This is a genomic window from Streptosporangium sp. NPDC003464, from assembly GCF_053588315.1.
Genome location: NZ_JBSFPS010000187.1, coordinates 1 through 20,175, shown reverse-complemented (window position 1 = coordinate 20,175; position 20,175 = coordinate 1). Strand labels below are relative to the sequence as shown.

The window sequence follows — 20,175 nt, the reverse complement described above, 5'->3', positions numbered from 1 at the left end:
ACCGCGCAGCCCAGGGAGATCAGCAGGGCCAGGGAGGTGGCGCTGAAGGTGCGCCGGGGCGGACAGCCGTGGTCGCGGCCCAGCTCCATCATCGCGGCGTAGGCCCATACCGATCCCGGGACGTATTTGCCGAGCTGGCCGACGAACAGCACGCGCGCGGCCACGCGCGGCGACAGCGCGGAGCCCAGCCCGGCGACCACGCTGCGCCAGGCCAGGAGCATGCATCCCGCTCCGGCCATCACCGCCGCGCAGGACCCGGCCACCGACCACCAGGACAGCCGGGCAAGCGCTTCGAGCGTGCCCTGCCAGTTGCGGGACAGGCCGTAGCCGACGAAGGCCAGCGCGACCAGGGCGAGCAGGACCCGGAGGAGGCGGCTTGACCGCAGTCGGCTGAGCACCCGCCAAGGGTATGACGTGGACCTTACCCGGCGGTAGGGTCCCGGCCCGCCGGTACTCTTGGGCGGCGTGGCGGAGCTGGGCCGCGTGATGGAGCGAGGAGCGGTGGGCGGGCGATGAGCGGGAAACGGCAGGCACAGCTGGCGTACTCCGAGTTCCAGGCGGCGATGCTGGACGAGGAGAAGCGCCGCCGCAAGGCGGCGAAGATCGTGGCGGTGCTCGGCCACTTCCTCGGCCGTGACAAGGACGTCCTGCACGGCCTGACGGTCGCCGACATCGGCTGCTCGGCGGGGTTCATCGCCGACGAGCTCGCCGGCGCGGGCGCGAGCCGCACCTTCGGCGTCGACATCGACGTGCCCGGCCTGCGCAAGGCGGCCGAGCGCTTCGGCGAGCGGGTCGAGTTCGTCTGCGCCGACGGCACCGCGCTGCCCTTCCCCGACGGCTCCATCGACGTGCTGGTCTTCAACCACATCTACGAGCACGTGGTGGACCCCGACGCGATCATGGCCGAGATGCGCCGGGTGCTCGCCGACGACGGCGTGCTCTACCTGGGGCTGGGCAACCGGCTCGGGGTGATGGAGCCGCACTACAAGCTGCCGTTCCTGTCCTACCTGCCGCCCGCGCTGGCCGACCGCTACGTCCGGCTGTCGGGCCGGGCCGACAGCTACTACGAGCGCTACCGCACCCGCCGCGGCCTGCGGAAGATGGTGCGCGGCCTGCGGGTGTGGGACTACACCTTCCCGGTGCTGGCCACCCCGGCGGCCTTCGCCGGCGCCGAGCTGTTCCCCGGCGTGGTCGGCCGCGTGGCCGGGGGCGTGCTGGCCCGGCTGCCCCGCTCCGTCCTGCGGGGACTGCTGCCGGTCGTGCCGACCTACCTGTGGGTGGCCACCAAGAGCGCCCGCCGCCCGGCCGGGGCATCCCTGCCCCAGCCGCCCGACCCGGTCCGCCCCCTGTGAAACGCCTGGTCCGCGCCGCCTTCCTGCTCGTGGCGCTGGGGTTCGGCGCGTGGGTGGTGGCGAGGCAGTGGGAGGAGATCCTGGCCGGGTTCGCCCGGCTGTCCTGGCAGGCGCTCGCGCTGTCGCTGGTCGCCGTGGTCGCGGCGCTGTGCGGCGGGATGATGACGTGGCGGGCGCTGCTGGCCGACCTCGGCTCGCCGCTGCCGTTCCGCCCGGCGGCGAAGGTCTTCTTCGTCGGCCAGCTGGGGAAATACATCCCCGGCTCCATCTGGCCGATGCTCGCCCAGATGGAGATGGGCCGCGAGCTGGGGGTGCCCAGGTCGCGGAGCGCGGCGGCCTTCTTCCTGACGATGCCGGTGCAGCTCGGCAGCGGGCTGGTGATCTCGGGGGTGACGCTGCCGGCCGCCCTGCCGGGGGCGGCCGCGCCGTACGCCTGGGCGTTCCTGCTGATCCCGGTGCTCGCGGTGGTGTTCGAGCCGCGGGTGATCAACGCGGTCCTCGGGTTCGGGCTGCGGAAGCTGAAGCGCGAGCCGTTGGAGCGCCCGCTCTCCCGCCGGGGCATGCTCACCGCGCTGGGCTGGGCGATGCTCGGCTGGACCGCCTACGGCCTGCACCTGGCGGCGGTCGTCCACGACTTCGGGCCCTCGGGCGTCTCGGTGGCGGTGTTCTCCATCGGGGCGTTCGCGCTGTCCTGGTGCCTGGGGATCATGACGTTCGTGGTCCCCGCCGGAGCCGGGGTGCGGGAGGTGGCCATGGTCGCCGTGCTGGCGCCCGTCCTGAACCAGGGATCGGCGATCGCCGTGGCGCTCTGCTCCAGGATCGTCATCATCGCCGGCGATCTCGTCTGCGCCGGCGCCGCGGGTCTGTCGGCGCGCCGCGCCGCCGATCCCCGGCGGGATCCCGACCCGGGAAAAGCCGTGTGATTTACCCCACGATTTCGGAGGCGGTGGCAATAGAGTGAACGGGAGAAGAGGGACGACCGTCCCGCGTGGATCTTGAGGGGAGCGATCCTTCTTGACGCCCCGAGTGCTCGTCGACGCGGCCGCCGTTCCGGCCGATCGCGGTGCGTTGATCAGATATGTCGACGGCCTCGTCGCCGCGCTGGACAGGGCCGGCGCCGACCTGGCGGTCGTCTGCCAGCGGGCCGAGGCCGGCCGTTACGCCGCGCTCGCGCCCTCCGCCCGGATCCTGTCCGGTCCCCTCGGCATCACCAACCGGGCGGCCCGGCTCGCCTGGGAGCAGACCGGGCTCCCGGTCCTGGCCCAGCAGGCCGGCGCCCAGGTGATCCACGCCCCCTATTACTCGATGCCGCTGCGCTCGGGCCTGCCGACCGTGGTGACCGTGCACGACGTCACCTGGTTCACCGAGCCCGCGCCGCACGGCGCGGTCAAGGCGTCCTTCTTCCGCTCGGCGACCCGCACGGCCGTCCGGCACGCCTCCCGGGTGGTCGTGCCCTCCAAGGCGACCAGGGACGAGCTGATCCGGGTGCTCGCCGCCGACCCCACCCGGATCGACGTCGCCTACCACGGCGTGGACCCGGCGCTGTTCCACCGGCCCTCCGAGCGGGAGGTCAGGCACGCCGCCGACCGGCTCGGCCTGCACGGCACCCCCTACGTCGCCTTCCTCGGCCCGCTGGACCCGCGCAAGAACGTCCCCAACCTGATCCGCGGTTTCGTCCGGGCCGTCGAGGACCTCCCCGACCCGCCCGCCCTGGTGCTGGCCGGGGGCCTGCGCGACGCCGAGGTGGACGCCGCGGTCGAGGAGGTCCCCTCCCGGGTGAGGGTGCTGCGCCCGGGCTATCTGGCCTTCACCGACCTGTCGGGGTTCCTCGGCGGCGCGCTCGTGGCGGCCTTCCCCTCGCGCGGCGAGGGTTTCGGGCTCCCGGTGCTGGAGGCGATGGCCTGCGGCGCGCCGGTGCTCACCACGCACCGCACCTCGCTGCCCGAGGTGGGCGGGGACGCGGTCGCCTACACCGAGCCCGACGACGTCAGCATCGCCGAGGCGCTGCGCGCGCTGCTGGCCTCGCCGGAGCGCCGCGAGGCCCTGTCCGCGGCGGGACTCGCCCGCTCCAGGGAGTTCACCTGGGAGGCCTCGGCCGAGGCCCATCTGCTCTCGTATCAACGTGCTGTCGAATAGTGAGCTAACCTCGCGGGATGACGGAGACCCCTTTGCCGGAGCTCGAGGCGATTCTCCTTGTCGGAGGACAGGGGACGCGTCTGCGTCCGCTGACGCTCGGCACCCCCAAGCCGCTGCTGCCCACCGCTGGGGTTCCCTTCCTCGCCCACCAGCTCGCCCGGGCCCGCGCGTTCGGCGTGCGGCGCATCGTGTTCGCGACCTCCTACCGGGCGGAGATGTTCTCCGAGGCGTTCGGTGACGGCTCGGCGTTCGGGCTCTCGCTCGAATACATGACCGAGGAGACCCCGCTCGGCACCGGCGGCGCCATCCGCAACGCCGCCGAGGCGCTGACCTGCGGCCCCGACGCGCCGGTGCTGGTGCTCAACGGCGACATCCTGTCCGGCCACGACATCGGCGACCAGGTCGCCCGGCACGTCGAGCGGCAGGCCGCCCTCACCCTGCACCTGACCGAGGTCGACGATCCCACGCGCTTCGGCTGCGTGCCGACCGACGCGGAGGGACGGGTGACCGCCTTCCTGGAGAAGACCCCCAACCCGGTCACCAACCGGATCAACGCCGGCTGCTACGTCTTCACCCGCTCGGTGATCGACTCGATCCCGGCCGGGCAGGTCGTCTCGGTCGAGCGCGAGACCTTCCCCGGCCTGATCGACTCCGGCGCCCTGGTGCTGGGATACGCCGACGCCTCCTACTGGCTCGACGTGGGCACGCCCGCGGCCTTCATCAAGGGCTCCCGCGACCTGGTGCTCGGCCGTCTCGCCTCACCCGCCCTGCCCGGCCCCACCGGTGAGTTCCTCGCGCTGCCCGGGGCCCGGATCTCGGCCGAGGCCAAGATCGACGGTGGTTCGGTGGCCGGCGCCCGCGCGGTCGTGGAGTCCGGCGCGCAGGTCTCCGGCAGCGTGCTCGGCGACGGCTGCGTGATCCACTCGGGGGCGACCGTGGTCGACTCGGTGGTCGGCATCGGCGCCCGCGTCGCCTCCGGGGCGGTCCTGCGCGACGTCGTCATCGGCGACGGCGCGATCGTGGGGCCCGGTAACGAGCTCATGGCGGGCAGCCGCATCTGGCCCGGTGTCGTGCTCCCCGAGTGCGCCGTCCGCTTCTCCAGCGACGTCTGAGCCCGATCGCGGGGTGCACGGCGCGATGACAGGGCTGCGCGGGATGTCGTGAGGGAGCGGCGGTGGCGTTCGGAGGGGCCGCTCGACCTTGAGCTGACCCTCGCCCCGCACCGGCGCGGGACGGGTGATCCCGCCTGGCGGAAGACGCTCGACGGGGCGATCTGGCGGACCTCGCGGACACCGGACGGTCCCGGGACGTTACGGGTGCTCGCCCGGCACGGGCAGGTCGACGGCGCGGCCTGGGGCCCGGGGGCCGGCTGGCTGCTGGAGAGGCTGCCCGCGATGCTCGGCGCCGACGACGACCTCTCGGGGTTCGCCCCCGGGCACGCCGTGGTCCGCGACGCGGCCAGGCGCCACGAAGGGCTCCGGATCGGCCGGACCTTCCGGGTGCTGGAGGCTCTCGTGCCCGCCGTGCTCGAACAGAAGGTCGTCTCCACCGAGGCGTGGCGGGCGTGGCGGTGGCTGCTGGGCCGCTACGGCGAGCCCGCGCCGGGGCCCGCCCCGGAGGGGATGCGGGTCTTCCCCGAGCCCGAGGTGTGGCGGTCGATCCCGTCGTGGGACTGGCACCGGGCGGGGGCGGAGGCCGTACGGGCACGGACCATCGTCAACGCCGTGTGGCACGCGGACAAGCTGGAGGCGGCCGAGGGCAGTGCCGAGGCGGACCGGCTGCTGCGGGCGCTGCCCGGGGTGGGGGTGTGGACCTCCGCAGAGGTGCGGCAGCGATCGCACGGTGACGCGGACGCGGTCTCGGTGGGCGACTATCACCTGCCCTCGCTGGTCGGCTGGTCGCTGACCGGCGGGAAGGTCGACGACGCGGAGATGCTGCGGCTGCTCGCGCCCTACCGGGGGCACCGGCACCGGGTCGGCCGGCTGCTGGTGCTGGGCGGTGAGCGGCCGCCCGCTCGGGGACCGCGGATGCCGGTGCGCGACTACCGCTCCTTCTGAACCGGGTCCTTCTGAACCGGGCCGGTGTCGGTGCGTGACCACCGTTCCCGAACCGGGCCGGTGTCGGTGCGTGACCACCGTTCCCGAACCGGGCCGGTCACGAGGGGCGGGTCGCGGTCCGCCAGTCGCGGCTGTCGCGAGTATCGGCTCCGACCAGCGGGGCGAGGACGGCGATCGCGGCGAGGACGAGGAGAAACCAGATCATTTTCGGCTCCTTGAGGGCTGTGGGGGATGTCCTGGTTGGATGCCTCCAATATATGTAGCTACAAGCATTTACGTCTATCGAGAGTTGCTTGACTGCACGCTTTAGGAGAACTGAAGAGACGGCGTAGTGGTACCCGGCCTCCGGTTTCCCCGGCGGCGCGCCGTAATGTGCGGGCATGAGCGTGAACCCCACCGATACCGCGATGCGCAGAGCCCTGGCCCGCGCCCGCGACGGAAAAGCTCTCGACCTCACCGAAGCGACCGTCCTGCTGCACGCCAGAGACGCCCACCTCGACACCCTGCTCGAACACGCCGGACGGGTAAGGGACGCGGGGCTGGAGGCCGTCGGGCGGCAAGGGATCATCACATACAGCCGCAAGGTCTTCATCCCGCTCACCCGGCTCTGCCGTGACCGGTGCGGCTACTGCACCTTCGCCACCGCTCCGCACAAGCTGGAGAGCATGTATCTCAGCCCCGACGAGGTGCTGGAGATCGCCCGGCAGGGGGCGGCGATGGGGTGCAAGGAGGCGCTGTTCACCCTGGGCGACCGGCCGGAGGAGCGCTGGCCCCAGGCCCGCGAGTGGCTGCACGCGCACGGCTACGACGACACGCTGTCCTACGTCCGCGCGATGGCCATCCGGGTGCTGGAGGAGACCGGGCTGCTGCCGCACCTGAACCCCGGGGTCATGACCTGGCAGGACCTGCAGCGTCTCAAGCCGGTCGCGCCGTCGATGGGCATGATGCTGGAGACGACCTCGCGGCGGCTGTTCGAGGAGAAGGGGCAGCCGCACTACGGCTCGCCGGACAAGGACCCCGCGGTACGGCTGCGCGTCCTGGAGGACGCGGGACGGACGAACGTGCCCTTCACCAGCGGCATCCTCATCGGCATCGGTGAGACGGTGGAGGAGCGGGCCGAGTCGCTGTTCGCGCTGCGCAGGGTGGCACGCGAGTACGGCGGGCTCCAGGAGATCATCGTCCAGAACTTCCGCGCCAAGCCCGACACCGCGATGCGCGGCATGCCGGACGCCGACCTGCAGGAGCTGGCCGCGACCATCGCGGTGACCCGGCTGGTGCTGGGGCCCCGCATGAGGGTCCAGGCCCCGCCGAACCTGGTCGACTCCGAGTACGCCCTGATGATCAGGGCCGGCATCGACGACTGGGGCGGGATCTCCCCGCTGACGCCCGACCACGTCAACCCCGAGCGCCCCTGGCCCCAGATCGACGACCTGGCCGCCCGCACGGCCGCCACCGGGTTCGCCCTGCGGGAGCGGCTGACGATCTACCCCGAGTACGTGCTGGCCGGCGAGCCCTGGCTCGATCCCCGGCTCCAGGTCCACGTGGCCGCCCTGGCCGATCCGGAGACGGGCCTGGCCCGTGAGGACGCCGTCGTCACCGGCCGTCCCTGGCAGGAGCCGGACGGCGGATTCGTCTCCCTGGGCCGGACCGACCTGCACACGGCCGTCGACACCGAGGGCCGCACCGGCGACCGCCGCGACGACTTCGACCATGTCTACGGTGACTGGGAGGCCCTCAAGGAGCGGCTCCCCGCTCCCGCCGCGCCCGCGGTGCGGCTCGGAGAGGTCCGCCAGGCGCTGCGGCAGGCCGCCACCGACCCGGCCCGCCTGACCGACGCGCAGGCGCTGGCCCTCCTCGACGTCGCCGGCGACCCCGGCGGCGCGGGCGCCGACGACGCGGCGCTGGAGGAGCTGTGCCGGATCGCCGACGACCTCCGCAGGGATGCGGTCGGCGACGAGGTGACCTACGTGGTGAACCGCAACATCAACTTCACCAACGTCTGCTACACCGGCTGCCGCTTCTGCGCCTTCGCGCAGCGCCGTACCGACGCCGACGCCTACACCCTGAGCCTGGAGCAGGTCGCCGACCGGGCCTGGGAGGGGTGGCAGGCGGGGGCGACCGAGGTGTGCATGCAGGGCGGCATCCATCCGGACATGCCGGGCAGCGCCTACTTCGACATCGCCAGGGCGGTCAAGGCCCGGGTGCCGGAGATGCACGTCCACGCCTTCTCCCCGATGGAGGTCATCAACGGCGCCAGCCGTACCGACCTGTCCATCGAGGAGTGGCTGATCGCGGCCAGGGAGGCGGGCGTCGACTCGCTCCCCGGCACCGCGGCCGAGATCCTCGACGACGACGTGCGCTGGGTGCTCACCAAGGGCAAGCTGCCCACCAAGGAGTGGGTGGAGGTCATCTCCACCGCGCACCGGGTCGGCATCCCGACGACCTCCACGATGATGTACGGCCACGTGGACACCCACGCCCACTGGGTCCAGCACATCCGGCTGATCCGCCGCATCCAGGAGGAGACCGGCGGGTTCTCCGAGTTCGTGCTGCTGCCGTTCGTCCACCACAGCGCGCCCATCTACCTGGCCGGGATCGCCCGGCCCGGGCCGACGGCGCGGGAGAACCGGGCCGTGCACGCGCTGGCCCGCGTCCTGCTGCACGGCGCGATCGGCAACATCCAGTGCTCCTGGGTCAAGCTCCAGGACGACCTGTGCCGCCAGGTGCTGCAGGGCGGGGTCAACGACCTCGGCGGCACGCTGATGGAGGAGACGATCAGCCGGATGGCGGGGTCGGAGAACGGCTCCTTCAAGACGATCAGCGACATCGCGGCCATGGTCGCCCCGACCGGCCGGCCGCTCCGGCAGCGGACCACCTCCTACGGCGTGCCGGGGGAGGAACGGCTGGCCGCGGCGGCGGCGAGCGACGGAGTTTGTCAAAGTGTGCGTAACTTCGTCCCGCTGGGGCGTCGATAACAAGTTCTCTATTGACTTGCGCGACCTGCGGGGTTCATTGGGACAATCGTCATTTCCCTGAAGCGAGAGGTCCCCGCGTGCCCTCCTCCGGTCGACACCGTGCGGCCGCCGGCGCCGAGACGCGCCGGCGGCAGGCAGGTCTGCGCCTGTCACTGGCGGCGGTCGCGATCCTGACCGCCCTGGCCGGGAGCGTGGTGCTGGTGCTCGGACCGGCGGAGGGCGGGTGCTCGGGCCGGGACCCGGTGCTGGTCGACGTCGCCGCCGCGGTGGACATCGCGCCGACCGTCATGGAGGCCGCCGGGCGGTTCAACCGGAGCGGGGCGGACGTCGACGGCCGGTGCGTACTGGTACAAGTTACAGAACAGCCGCCCGCCACCGTGCTGCGCACTCTGATCGGGGGCACCGCCGGGGTGCTCAGCGAGCGCCCCGACGGCTGGATCGCCGACTCCTCGGCCTGGATCCGGCTCGCGCGCAAGCAGGGCGCCGGGAGCATGGCGGGCACCGAGACCGTGATGGCGACCTCGCCCCTGGTCTTCGCCACCCGCAGGTCCCTCGCTCAGCGCTTCGCGGTCGGCAAGACCGACATGAACTGGCGGATGGTCTTCCCGGCCACCACCCGGGGCCGGATCCGGCCCAACGCCGACGAGCCCGACGTGGTCCGCGTCCCGGACCCCTCGCTCGCCGGGGCCGGGATCGCCACGGTGGCCGCGGCCAGAGACGTCGTCGGCACCGGCGCGGACGCCGACCGCTCGCTCACCGCCTTCGTCCGCTGGGCCCAGGCGGGGGCGGCGCCCGACTACCGGAGCATGCTCGCCGCGGTCGACGACCGCTCCTTCTGGCAGCGTCCGGTGGTGATCGTCCCCGAGCAGTCGGTGTGGGCGCACAACCGCCTGCCCTCCGACGACCCGGTGGTCGCGCTGCACCCCCGCGAGGGGACCATCAACCTGGACTATCCCTACGTGGTCACCTCCGCGGACCGGACGGTGGCGGGCGGATCGCGGGCCTTCGCCGCCTGGCTGCGCTCCCCGGAGACCCAGGACGCCGTACGGCGGGCGGGCTTCCGCTCGGCCGACGGCACCCAGGGGCCCTACTCGCCCGGACCGGAGATCCCCACCGAGGCGCCCCGCACCCGCCCGACCATCCTGCCCGCGATGATCGACGAGGCGCTGGAGGCGTGGAGCAGGCTGGCTCCGCCGACCAACATCCTGGTCCTGGCCGACACCGGCAGGCACATGGCCCAGCCGATCAAGGGGGAGAAGGGCAGGACCAAGCTCACCGTCGCGCTCGAAGCGGCCCGGCTGGGCCTGCAGCTCTTCCCCAACTCGACGCACATGGGCATGTGGGAGTTCGCCGCGGCCAAGGGCGGCGACCACCGCGAGCGAGTACGGCTCGGCCCGATCCTGGAGCCCGACGGCGGCCAGGTCATCCGGCGCAGCCGCCTGGAGGAGCTGACCCGGACCCTGCGCGCCGACCCCGGGCTGTCCAGCTCCCTCTACGACTCGATCCTCGCCGGGTTCCGCGAGGTGGCCGACTCCTACGACGAGGGGATGAACAACACCCTGCTGGTCATCACCGCGGGCAAGGACGACGGCAAGGGCGTGTCGAGCGGCGGGCTGGTCGACAGGCTCAAGGACGAGTGGGACCCGGAGCGTCCGGTCCAGATCGTCGTGCTCGCCTTCGGCGACGACCTCGACCGCGCCGCCCTCGGCCAGGTGACGGCCGTCACCAACGGCTCCCTGCACGTCGCCCAGGCGCCCGGCGAGATCATCGACGTCTTCCTGTCCGCGCTGGCCCGCCGCCTGTGCCACCCCACCTGCCCCGCCTCCCCGTGACCGCGCCCGGCCGCGTGCCGGGCCCGTGACGGCCAGGCCGGGAGGTGTCCCCGCCCGACCGGTGGCCCCCGCCGGGCGGGCCGAAGGAGATAGTTCCTAGCGTTTCTGTAGTCATTGGCATACTCTTAGTGACGAAGTCCTGCTCCCCTTAGGTAGGAGTGCGTCGATGGAAAGCTCGGACGGCCGGATCCTGATGCTCATCGTCATCGCGACGATCGTGTTCGCCATCGCCCGTCTCTCATAGCAGCCCACCCGCCTTCAGTCACGAATCCTGCTTCCCCCTAGGTAGGAGTGCGCCGATGGAAAGCTCGGACGGCCGGATCCTGATCATCATCGTGATCGCGACGATCGTGTTCTTCGTCGGGCGGCGCTTCCAGCGGACGCTGGACACGTGGGCGGGGTGGGGCAAGGCGATCCAGGCGGCGGCCGAGGCGGCGGAGAAGATCCCCGGCGCGAAGTCGGCGGCCTGGGCGGCGGTCCGCGGCATGGTCGTGGTCGGTCTGGGGGCGCTGATCCTGTTCGCGGTGGTCGCCAACGCGATCCGGTGAGGACGGGCCCTCGGCGGCGCCCGGCGGGCCCGCGTCCGGGGCGGAGCCCCGGAGCGCGCGGGCCTGGAGACCCGGGCGCGGGCCCGGGGTTCGGAGCAGGTGGGCCTGGAGACCCAGGTGTGCGGAGCCCGGGGCCCGGCCCGTGCCGGGCCCGCGCGGCGCCGGGCCGCGCTCGACGGTCAGTGGTCCAGGGAGCCGGAGGCCAGTGCCCTGTTCCTCATCGGAGGCGCGGATCCCCGCCGGCCCGGGGTGCCGGGAGCGGGGAAGGCCGCCCCCGGCGGTCCCGGGTGCTCGACCGCCTGTCCGCGACTCCCGTCGAGGAGCGTCGCCCTAGCGGACGACGACGAAGTCGGCCGCCTGCCTGGGGGCGCGGTCACGCGGCGGGGCTGCCGGGTGGCCGATCGCCACGGCGCCCATCGGGTCCCAGCCCGGGGGCAGGTCGAGCACCTCGCGGACCACGTCGCGGCAGAACATGGTGGACGACACCCAGGCCGAGCCCAGCCCCTCCATCGCGAGCTGGACCAGGAAGTTCTGGACCCCGGCGCCCATGGCGACCACGAACATCTCCCGCTCGGCCGCGTTGCGCCGGCCGTCGCGGTAGGTGTGCGAGCCGTCCATGACCAGGCAGGGCACCGCGAGATACGGCGCCGCGCGCAGCACGTCTCCGCGCCGGATCCGTCTGGCGACCGCCTCCTCGGAGAAGCCGTCGCCGCGCAGGTCGGCGATCCACGCCTCACGCATGGCGTCGAGCAGTTTCTCCCGGACGCCGGCCGACTCCAGCAGGACGAACCGCCACGGGGTCGTGTGGTGCGGGGCGGGCGCGGCGATCGCGGCGTCCACCGCCCGGCGGACCTTGGCCCCGTCGACCGGCTCGCCGGAGAACTCGCGGACGGTCCTGCGGGCGAAGACCACGTCGCGCGAGCCGTAGCGGAACATGTCGTCCTCGGACTGGCGGACGAGCTCGCGGACTCCCGGGCCGTCCTCCTCTGTGGTGTATTCCGCCATGCCCCGGATCACTGCCACCGGGGTCTGCGCGACCTTGCCCTTGACCAGGTCGCCGGCCGCGGCGAGCTCGTCGGCGACGGCGGTCAGGGTGACCTCCAGCGCGTTGCCGTGGTCGTCGGACAGGCCCCGGTAGTCGAGCGCGGGGGTCACGCCGGCCACGCCGATGGCGAGGTCGGTCTGGCCGTTGCGCCAGGGGCGGCCGAAGGTGTCGGAGACGACCACGCCGACCGACACGCCGAGCCGCCGGCGGACGCTCGCCCGGACGGCCGCGGCGGAGGCGTCCGGGTCGACGGGCAGCAGCACGACGGTGCCGGGCTCGGTGTTGGAGGCGTCGACCCCGGCGGCGGCCATGACGAACCCGTGTGTGGTCTGCGCGATCACCGTCTCGCCCCGGCGGGCGACGACCCGGGTGGTCTCGGCGGCGATCGCCTCGCTCCGGCCGGTCTCCCGGCGGACCCGGCCCTCGGCCTTGCTGGAGATCTTCGAGGTGACCACGAGGATGTCGCCGTCGCGCAGGTCGGGGACGGCGGCGGCGATCAGCTCGCCGATGTCGTCGCCCTCCCGCACCTCGGGCATCCCGGGGGCCGGGAAGATCTCCAGTCTGGCTTCGGCCCGTCCGTCCTGCCTGCGCCGGACCCTGCTCATCGCGCGCCCCCGCTCTGCGGCGCCGCGGACCCGCCGGGGCGGGCGGCGAGCTCGGTGGCCAGGTCGAGGGCCGCCCGGGCGATGGCGGCGGCGGACTCGACGTCGTGCATGATCAGGGGACGGGCCTCGACGCGGACGCCGTCGAGGCGGACCCCGGCGTCCTCCTCGGCGACCAGCCAGCCGTCGACCAGCGGCGAGCCGTACAGCTCCAGGACCGCCTGGGCGGTGGTGTCCACGCCGATCGCGGTGAGGCAGGCGTCGGCCATGCCGCGGACCGGGGCGCCGCCGACGATGGGGGAGACGCCGACGACCGTCTTGGTCTCCAATGCCTCACGGATGCCCTTGATCTGCAAGATCGTGCCGATGCTGACGACCGGGTTGGACGGCGGCAGGATCACCACGTCGGCGTCGGCGATGGCCTGGAGCACGCCGGGGGCGGGCCGGGCCTGGTCGGCGCCGACCAGGATGATCTGCTCGGCCGGGACGGAGGCGCGCATCCGCACCCACCACTCCTGGAAGTGGACGGCCCGGCGGCCCTGCCCGTCGGAGATGACCACGTGGGTCTCGGTCCGGTCGTCGCTCATCGGGATCAGCCGTACGCCCGGCTCCCAGCGGGCGCACAGCGCCTCGGTGACCGCCGACAGCGGGTATCCGGCCTTGAGCATCTGGGTGCGCACGATGTGGGTGGCGAAGTCGCGGTCACCCAGGCCGAACCACTGCGGTTCGACGCCGTAGGCGGCCAGCTCCTCCTTGACGACGTGGGTCTCCTTCTGCCGGCCCCACCCCTGCTCCTCGTCGATGCCGCCGCCCAGGGTGTACATCACGGTGTCGAGGTCGGGACAGACCTGTAGACCGTAAAGGGTGATGTCGTCACCGGTGTTGCCGATGACGGTGATCTCCGAGTCGGGGGTCGCGGCGAGCAGGCCGCGCAGGAAACGGGCGCCGCCGATTCCGCCGGCGAGGGACACAATGCGCATGCCGTCCAGTCTTCCATTGAGCCCTGTACGTCGGTCCGAAGGGCCTGCCGCCGGGGCGGCGGCCACCTTGTCTTGATCGTTACGAGGGCTGTCTTCGCTGGCAGAGTTGGCTGTGGGGGTTCCCGAAATATACGCCAATAGGGTGCAATGGAGCACATATGGGATTCATGGGGTTCATGGGTCTACCAACACCAAAGTCAGCCATGTGCAAAACTGGCCCGGGTTTACCTAGGACCCAATGGGGGTAGCTGTGACCAACGTCGAGGCGGGCCGGCTCCGAGAACCGGCCGCATGGCTCATGATCGCCATCGCGTCCACGAGCGTTCTCGTCGGCGTCGAGCGTCTGCTGTTCGGAGGATCCGCCTTCGGATCGTCCTTCGGCCTGCGCGCCGCCGGATACGTCGACGACTTCACCTCGCCGGTCATCGCGGCGCTGTCCGTCGGCGCCGTGCTGCTGGCCAGCCACCTCGGTCCGGTGATCGCGCGGCTGAAGGTGATGGTCTACGTGGCGGTGGCCACGCTGGGACTGGCCGCGCTGTTCGGTGTGGTCGGGCTGCTCGGCGGGCTGTTCAGCGGCGACGTGGGCTTCGGGATGAAGATCGAGTTCCTCCTCGTCGGCCTCCCCAGCCTCGCGCTGGCCGTGCTCGCGCTGCTCTACCTGCTGCCGAAGGCAGCCTCGGCCGCCGGGACGGCCGGCTCCGGCCGCCCCCAGGAGCACCACATCCCGCAGGGCGGCCAGGCATACTCCCAGGGCGGCCACGCCCAGCAGGGGTTCCAGCCCCAGGACCAGCTTCAGCAGGGCGGGCCGGGTTATCCGCAGGGGTTCCAGCCGCAGGACCAGGGGCCGCAGCAGGGGTTCTCTCCGCAGGATCAGGGGCCGCAGCAAGGCTTCCAGCCGCAGGATCAAGGTCAGCAGCAGGGCTTCCAGTCCCAGGACCAACAGGGCTACTCCCAGGGCGGTCACGCCCAGCAGGGGTTCCAGCCCCAGGACCAGGTTCAGCAGGGCGGGCCGGGTTATCCGCAGGGTTTCCAGTCCCAGGACCAGGGGCCGCAGCAGGGATTCTCTCCGCAGGACCAGGGGCCGCAGCAGGGCTTCCAGGCCCATGAGCAGCAGGGCTACTCCCAGGGCGGCCACGCCCAGCAGGTCCCGCCTGCGCCCCAGCCGTCCTACAGCCAGCCGGCGCTCCCGCCCGCGCGCAGCTCCGCCTCCGACGGGTACGGCCAGCAGGCCGCCTCCGAGGGTTACGGCCAGCAGGCCGCCTCCGACGGGTACGGCCAGCAGCAGGCGCACGGCTACCCCCCGCCGGCCGCGGACGGATACCCCCAGGCCGCCTACGCGCCGCCGGCCGACAACCGGCAGTACGGCCAGCAGGCCGCCCCCTACGCCCCGGCGCAGCCGGCCCCGCAGGCCCTGCCCGCGCCGCAGCCGCTGCCCGCCGCCCCGGCCGAGACCTACACCCCGAGCCCGTACGTCGCCGCGGACGTCCAGCCCCCGGCCAAGCCGTACGAGCCGCCGGTGACGGCCTACGACCCGCCGGTCTACACCTCGCCCGTGGAGCAGCAGCCCCAGGCCCCGCTCTACGCCGAACCCCAGCTCCCGGGCTACGCGCCGGCCGCCGACGCCCAGCTCCCGGGCTACGCCCAGCAGCCCGAGCAGCAGTTGCCGGGCTACGCGCCGGCCGCCGAACCCCAGTTCCCGGGGTACGCCCCGCAGGCCGACGCCCAGCCTCCGGCCTACGCCCCGCAGCCCGAGCAGCAGCAGGCCCCCTTCTACCAGGCCCAGCCCGAGGCGCCCGCCTACCAGGCCCAGCCCGAGGCGCCCGCGCCGTACGCGCCGGCCGACGGCCAGTCGCGCGTCTCCTTCGACAGCCAGGCGCAGCCGTCGTTCCCGAAGCCCCCGGAGAACTACGGCCAGCCGTTCGGCGGCTACTCCGGCGCGGATTTCGCCCGGCCGACCGAGCCGAACCTGCACTACCCGGCGCCCGACCCGGTCGACCCCCGCTCCCAGCAGATGGCCCAGGCCTACCAGCAGGCGGAGAGCTACCAGCAGCAGGTCCAGGGGGCCGAGCCGCAGCTCCGGGTCCCCGAGTACGGGACCTCCCAGGCGGGCGGGGCCTACGACGACCCGTTCGGCCACCCGCAGGCGCCGCCGGCCGCGCAGCCGTACCAGCAGCAGGGCGGCCACCAGTGGGACGCGCCGGCCGACGCGACGCTCCGGTTCGACCCGAACGCCTACCAGGGGGATCCGCTCAACGACCCCAACGCCGGGCGCAACTCCTGGGACTCGCAGCCGGCCATAGACCCCACGGCCATCTACAAGCCGGAGCGCTCGGCTCAGGTCACGGGTGAGGAAACCCCCGATAGAGAGAGGGTGGGCCCGGGTCAGGAGCAGAACATGTCCTGGTACGGTTCCGACCGTCGAGAGCACTGAACGGCCAGGCGATCGTCACGACCTCTTGGCGCGATCGCCGTCATGGCAGGCACACGGCCCAGAACCGGGGAGAGCAGGTCTTTCCCCGGATACCGGCATGCCGCTTGACGCCACACCGGGCACGCGCGTGTAATTACACACGTGTTGTTACGCCTTCCTCAGGGTGGGTAAGAGGGAGGCGTTCATAGGGGGGCTCCATTTGCGGGCGGCAGGGAGGTGTGCAGTGGCCGACCTGGTCATCGCACAGGACAGCATCGCTGAAGAGCAGCTTGGCTGGCAGGAACGCGCCTTGTGTGCGCAGACCGACCCGGAGGCGTTCTTCCCGGAGAAGGGCGGATCCACACGGGAGGCCAAGAAGGTTTGCCGCTCCTGCGAGGTGCGTGCCGAGTGCCTTGAGTACGCGCTTGAGCATGATGAGCGGTTTGGCATCTGGGGTGGGCTTTCCGAGCGGGAACGCCGCCGGATCAAGCGTGAAGCAGTCTGAGAGGCAGTCCGTGGCGCTCGCTGAGAGCGCTTGACGATATCTATCTCCACGGGTCACGTGACCGCCGGTCACGTGACCCTTTTTTCATGCGCGCGCCATGGTCGGACATAGGGTGTCGTATCGTTGTCGCGCCGATCATCACCCCCTCCTGAACTCGGGACGCATGTCCAGCACCGACTCCCCTCGTCTCCACCACACGGTCACCGCGATCGTCGTCTCCCACGACGGCGCCCGCTGGCTGCAGGAGACCCTCGACGCGCTGCTCAGACAGACCCGGCCGGTGGACCGCGCCGTCGGGGTGGACAACGGCAGCCGGGACGGCAGCGCCGCGCTGCTGAGCGGCGTCCTCGGCCCGAACGCCGTGCTCGTCCTTCCGCGCTCGACGAGCTTCGGCCAGGCGGTCGCCGAGGTGCTCGACCGGCTGGGGCCGGCCGGCGGGCAGGAGTGGATCTGGCTGCTGCACGACGACTGCGCGCCGGACGACACCGCGCTGCAGAACCTGCTCCGGGCCGCCGAACAGGATCCCAAGGCCGGGGTGCTCGGCCCCAAGCTCCGCGACTGGCTGGACCGGCGGCTCCTGCTGGAGGTCGGCGTCACCGTCGACCGGACGGGCCGCCGCGACACCGGGCTGGAGGCCCGGGAGTTCGACCAGGGGCAGTACGACGGGGTCCGGGACGTGCTCTCGGTCTCCACGGCGGGGATGCTGATCCGCCGGGACGTCTGGGACGAGGTGGGCGGGCTCGACCCCGACCTGCCGCTGTTCCGTGACGACCTCGACCTGTGCTGGCGGGTGCGGGCCGCCGGGCACCGGGTACAGAACGTCACCCAGGCGGTGGCCTGGCACGCCGAGGCCGCCACCCGGCGGCGGCGCCGCATCACCGCCAGCGGCGACCATCCCCGCCGCCTGGACCGCCGTAACGCCATCTTCGTGATCATGGCGAACCTGCCGTTCTGGCCGCTGATGTGGGCGCTGGTCCGCAACCTCTCCGGCTCGGTCTTCCGCACGCTGCTGTTCCTGGTGGCCAAGCAGCCCGCCAACGCGCTGGACGAGATCGCCGCGCTCGGCTCCGTGCTCGGCCGTCCCGGCCGGATGATCAGGGCCCGCCGGATGCGCGCCAAGGGCCGCAAACAGAGCCACGCCGCGATCAAACGGCTGCTCACCCCGCCGGGCGCGGGCTACCGGCGCCTGTCGGACCGGGTCCAGAGCTACCTGGCCGGGACCGGCTTCGTGGAGTCCGCCGGGCGGCACCACGCCGTGACCCCCTCGCAGGAGGACGGTGAGGAGCTGCTCACCGACACCGGGGTGATGCAGCGGTTCTTCGGCAACCCCGGCGTGCTGCTCTTCCTCGCGCTCGCCGTGATCACGCTGGTCGCCGAGCGCGGCCTGATCGGCGGCGCCCGGCTGGGCGGCGGCGCCCTCGTCCCGGTGATCGGCGGGGCCTCCGACCTCTGGGACCTCTACGTCGAGAGCTACCACCAGGCGGGCCTGGGCAGCGACGCGTGGGCGCCGCCGTACGTCGCGGTGCTGGCCGCGCTCTCCACGGTGCTGTTCGGCAAGACCTGGCTGGCGGTCTCGGTGCTGCTGCTGGGCTGCGTGCCGCTGGCCGGGTTCTCCGCCTACGTGGCGACCCGTTCGATCGTCCCGGGCCGGTGGACCCGCGTCTGGCTGGCCTCCTCCTACGCGCTCCTGCCGGTGGCCACCGGCGCGGTCGCCGCCGGACGGCTCGGCACCGCCGTGGTCTTCGTGCTGCTGCCCGTCTACGCGGCGCTGGCCACCACCCTGCTCTCCGGGGAGGGCCGCCGGGCCCGCCGCGCCGCGTGGGGGCTGGGACTCCTCCTGGCCGTCGGCACGGCCTTCGCCCCGCTGGTCTACCCGCTCACACTCGTCCTCGGCGCGCTGGCCGCGCTGGCCTTCCCCCGCCGGGGCCTGGCCGTCTCCGTGGTGATCGCCTTCGGCGTCCCGGTGGCGCTGCTGTTCCCCTGGCTGGCCCAGGTGCTCAGGAACCCGGGCCAGCTCCTGCTGGAGGCCGGGCTGCACCAGCTCGCCCTGGTCGACGCCGCCCTGCCCGCCCCCTCCCTGCTGCTGCTCAGCCCCGGCGGCCCCGGCATGCCACCACTCTGGGTGACCGGCGGTCTCATCTCCGCCTGCCTGGCCGCGCTGCTCATGCGCCGCAACCGGATGGTCATCGCGATCGGCTGGGGCGTCGCGCTCTTCGGCGTGCTGGTGGCGATCCTGGTCAGCCGGACCCCCGTCACCTCCCTCAACGGCGACGTCGTGGCGCCGGCCTGGCCGGGTGTGCCGCTGGCCTTCGCCGCCACCGGCATGCTCGTGGTGGCAGCCCTCACCGCCGACCGGATCATCGAGTTCCGGGCGGCCGGCGGGCTGCGCAGGATCACCGCGTTCGCCGTCGTGGCGGTCGCCTTCTCCACGCCGCTGCTCGCGGCCGCCATGTGGATCACCAAGGGCGTGGCCGGTCCGATCGACGGGAACGTGCCCGACGCGATGCCCGCCCTGGTCGCGGTCAACTCCACCGGCGGCAGCCGGACGCTGCTGCTGCGCACCAAGGAGAACGGCCTGACCTTCACCGTGCTGCGCGGCCGTACCCCGGTGATCGGCGAGTCCGACATCCCCACGCCGCAGGGGGTCCGCGAGAGCGTCGGCGTCGCGGCGGCCGGGCTGGTCTCCGGCCGCGGCGGCGACGATGCCCGCGTGCTGGCCGCCCACGGCGTGCAGTACGTCGTGGTGGCCGCGCCGGTGAGCCCGGAGATCGGCCACGCGCTGGACTCCCAGCCCGCCCTGGCCAGGATGAGCCTGTCCCGGGCCCTCGGCGTGTGGCGGCTGACCCAGCCGGTCGCCGCGGTCCCCACTCCGCAGGGCGATCCCTGGCACGGCCGCTGGCTCTGGGCCCAGGCCGTGATGCTGCTGGTCGTCTCGGTCCTGGCCGCGCCCGGCTCGCGGACCGACGAGACCGACGGCCCCGCCGCCCAGGACCCGTCCGAGCCCTCGAGAGAGCCGACCCTCCGGTGAAATCACTGATCGAAAACCGGTTCAGCCTGCTCGGCCTGGTCCTGGTGGCCCTGCTCGCCCTGTACGGCGTGGCCTCCGCGACCCAGCCGGAGGCCACGGCCAAGCCCGCCCCCGGCCCCCAGAAGGTGCCCGTCGCCTCCGTGACGACCGTCTGTCCCGCCCCCGCCGAGACCACCGTCGGCGTGATCACCCCGCCGGGCGGCAAGGGACAGGGCGCCACGACGCTCGTCACCGGCGACACGACCCTCGCCACCATGGACACCCCCGGCAGCCTCTGGCACGAGAAGGTCCCCGCCAAGTCGGGCCCGCTCGTGGTGGCCGCCACCGGGAGCATGGCCGCCGGTCTGGAGGCGGAGCAGACCCGGAGGGAGACCTCGGGCGGGCAGCGCGGGCTGGCGGGGGTGCGGTGCGTGGAGCCGGTGGCGAGCACCTGGCTGATCGGGCCCGGCCCGGCGGCGGCCGACGTCACGCTCCATCTCACCAACGCCGACCTCGCCCCGGCCATCGTGGAGGTCATGGTCTACTCCGGCGAGGGCCCGGTGATCAGCGACTCCGGTGGCGTGTCCGTGCTCGAAGCGGGCGAGAGCCGTACGATCAAGGTCAAGGACCTGGCCCCCTCACCGCTCGTCATGGCCCTTGAGGTGCGCACCAGCTCCGGCCGGGTCGCCGCCGCGGCGCGGGCGATCATGCACGGCGGCCGGGGCG

At 73.0% G+C, this 20,175-nt stretch carries 14 protein-coding genes and 1 pseudogene; 12 read left to right on the top strand and 3 right to left on the bottom strand.

Annotated features, from left to right (window positions below):
* Nucleotides 1-398, bottom strand: a pseudogene (locus tag ACWDS7_RS32720) (UPF0104 family protein); the annotation flags it as partial.
* Between the two features lie 114 nt (nt 399-512).
* Between ACWDS7_RS32720 and ACWDS7_RS32715 the strand changes: the two are divergent.
* The 8 genes from ACWDS7_RS32715 to ACWDS7_RS32680 all read left to right on the top strand — a co-directional run bounded on the left by ACWDS7_RS32715 (nt 513) and on the right by ACWDS7_RS32680 (nt 10,900).
* Entirely contained in the window at nt 513-1,352 is an 840-nt protein-coding gene (locus ACWDS7_RS32715; RefSeq protein ID WP_451932396.1) for a methyltransferase domain-containing protein, read from the top strand.
* Nucleotides 1,349-2,275 carry a lysylphosphatidylglycerol synthase transmembrane domain-containing protein gene (locus tag ACWDS7_RS32710; protein WP_306859095.1) on the top strand — a complete coding sequence of 309 codons (927 nt, stop codon included), beginning with the start codon at nt 1,349-1,351 and terminating at the stop codon, nt 2,273-2,275. Before ACWDS7_RS32715 ends, ACWDS7_RS32710 begins: the two co-directional genes overlap by 4 nt.
* Before the next feature lie 91 nt (nt 2,276-2,366).
* On the top strand, nt 2,367-3,488 hold the full coding sequence (locus ACWDS7_RS32705) for a glycosyltransferase family 4 protein (RefSeq protein WP_306859093.1): 1,122 nt from the start codon (nt 2,367-2,369) through the stop codon (nt 3,486-3,488).
* 17 nt (nt 3,489-3,505) lie between these two features.
* Entirely contained in the window at nt 3,506-4,600 is a 1,095-nt protein-coding gene (locus ACWDS7_RS32700) for a mannose-1-phosphate guanylyltransferase (protein ID WP_306859091.1), read from the top strand.
* A gap of 48 nt (nt 4,601-4,648) precedes the next feature.
* Nucleotides 4,649-5,545 carry a DNA-3-methyladenine glycosylase family protein gene (locus tag ACWDS7_RS32695; RefSeq protein WP_451932395.1) on the top strand — a complete coding sequence of 299 codons (897 nt, stop codon included), beginning with the start codon at nt 4,649-4,651 and terminating at the stop codon, nt 5,543-5,545.
* 380 nt (nt 5,546-5,925) lie between these two features.
* Entirely contained in the window at nt 5,926-8,520 is a 2,595-nt protein-coding gene (locus tag ACWDS7_RS32690) for a bifunctional FO biosynthesis protein CofGH (RefSeq protein ID WP_451932394.1), read from the top strand.
* A gap of 77 nt (nt 8,521-8,597) precedes the next feature.
* Nucleotides 8,598-10,352, top strand: a complete 1,755-nt coding sequence (locus tag ACWDS7_RS32685) for a substrate-binding and VWA domain-containing protein (protein WP_451932393.1) — start codon at nt 8,598-8,600, stop codon at nt 10,350-10,352.
* 299 nt (nt 10,353-10,651) lie between these two features.
* Nucleotides 10,652-10,900 (top strand): hypothetical protein, encoded by a 249-nt coding sequence (locus tag ACWDS7_RS32680; RefSeq protein ID WP_306859082.1) that lies wholly within the window; start codon nt 10,652-10,654, stop codon nt 10,898-10,900.
* A gap of 330 nt (nt 10,901-11,230) precedes the next feature.
* On the opposite strand, the gene ACWDS7_RS32675 is transcribed toward ACWDS7_RS32680, so the two are convergent.
* Complete coding sequence (locus ACWDS7_RS32675) at nt 11,231-12,550, bottom strand: coenzyme F420-0:L-glutamate ligase (protein ID WP_451932392.1); 1,320 nt, start codon at nt 12,548-12,550, stop codon at nt 11,231-11,233.
* Complete coding sequence (cofD, locus tag ACWDS7_RS32670; RefSeq protein WP_451932391.1) at nt 12,547-13,527, bottom strand: 2-phospho-L-lactate transferase; 981 nt, start codon at nt 13,525-13,527, stop codon at nt 12,547-12,549. The genes ACWDS7_RS32675 and cofD overlap by 4 nt, the downstream gene beginning before the upstream one ends.
* A 238-nt stretch (nt 13,528-13,765) precedes the next feature.
* Between cofD and ACWDS7_RS32665 the strand changes: the two genes are divergently transcribed.
* The 4 genes from ACWDS7_RS32665 to ACWDS7_RS32650 all read left to right on the top strand — a co-directional run.
* Nucleotides 13,766-15,958: a hypothetical protein gene (locus tag ACWDS7_RS32665; protein WP_451932390.1), complete on the top strand. Its 2,193-nt coding sequence runs from the start codon at nt 13,766-13,768 to the stop codon at nt 15,956-15,958.
* 223 nt (nt 15,959-16,181) lie between these two features.
* Nucleotides 16,182-16,442 carry a WhiB family transcriptional regulator gene (locus ACWDS7_RS32660; RefSeq protein WP_012888122.1) on the top strand — a complete coding sequence of 87 codons (261 nt, stop codon included), beginning with the start codon at nt 16,182-16,184 and terminating at the stop codon, nt 16,440-16,442.
* A 163-nt stretch (nt 16,443-16,605) separates the two neighbouring features.
* On the top strand, nt 16,606-19,470 hold the full coding sequence (locus tag ACWDS7_RS32655) for a glycosyltransferase (RefSeq protein WP_451932389.1): 2,865 nt from the start codon (nt 16,606-16,608) through the stop codon (nt 19,468-19,470).
* The coding region (locus ACWDS7_RS32650; RefSeq protein WP_451932388.1) for a DUF5719 family protein at nt 19,467-20,175 on the top strand (709 nt) is incomplete at its 3' end. The genes ACWDS7_RS32655 and ACWDS7_RS32650, both read left to right, overlap by 4 nt.

What these genes read in the sequence shown, in the direction of transcription:
- ACWDS7_RS32665 (WP_451932390.1), top strand. Translation starts at nt 13,766, where the DNA reads ATGGGGGTAGCTGTGACCAACGTCGAGGCGGGCCGGCTCCGAGAACCG.
- cofD (WP_451932391.1), bottom strand. Translation starts at nt 13,527, where the DNA reads ATGCGCATTGTGTCCCTCGCCGGCGGAATCGGCGGCGCCCGTTTCCTG.
- ACWDS7_RS32715 (WP_451932396.1), top strand. Translation starts at nt 513, where the DNA reads ATGAGCGGGAAACGGCAGGCACAGCTGGCGTACTCCGAGTTCCAGGCG.
- ACWDS7_RS32680 (WP_306859082.1), top strand. Translation starts at nt 10,652, where the DNA reads ATGGAAAGCTCGGACGGCCGGATCCTGATCATCATCGTGATCGCGACG.
- ACWDS7_RS32700 (WP_306859091.1), top strand. Translation starts at nt 3,506, where the DNA reads ATGACGGAGACCCCTTTGCCGGAGCTCGAGGCGATTCTCCTTGTCGGA.
- ACWDS7_RS32690 (WP_451932394.1), top strand. Translation starts at nt 5,926, where the DNA reads ATGAGCGTGAACCCCACCGATACCGCGATGCGCAGAGCCCTGGCCCGC.
- ACWDS7_RS32655 (WP_451932389.1), top strand. Translation starts at nt 16,606, where the DNA reads ATGTCCAGCACCGACTCCCCTCGTCTCCACCACACGGTCACCGCGATC.
- ACWDS7_RS32675 (WP_451932392.1), bottom strand. Translation starts at nt 12,550, where the DNA reads ATGAGCAGGGTCCGGCGCAGGCAGGACGGACGGGCCGAAGCCAGACTG.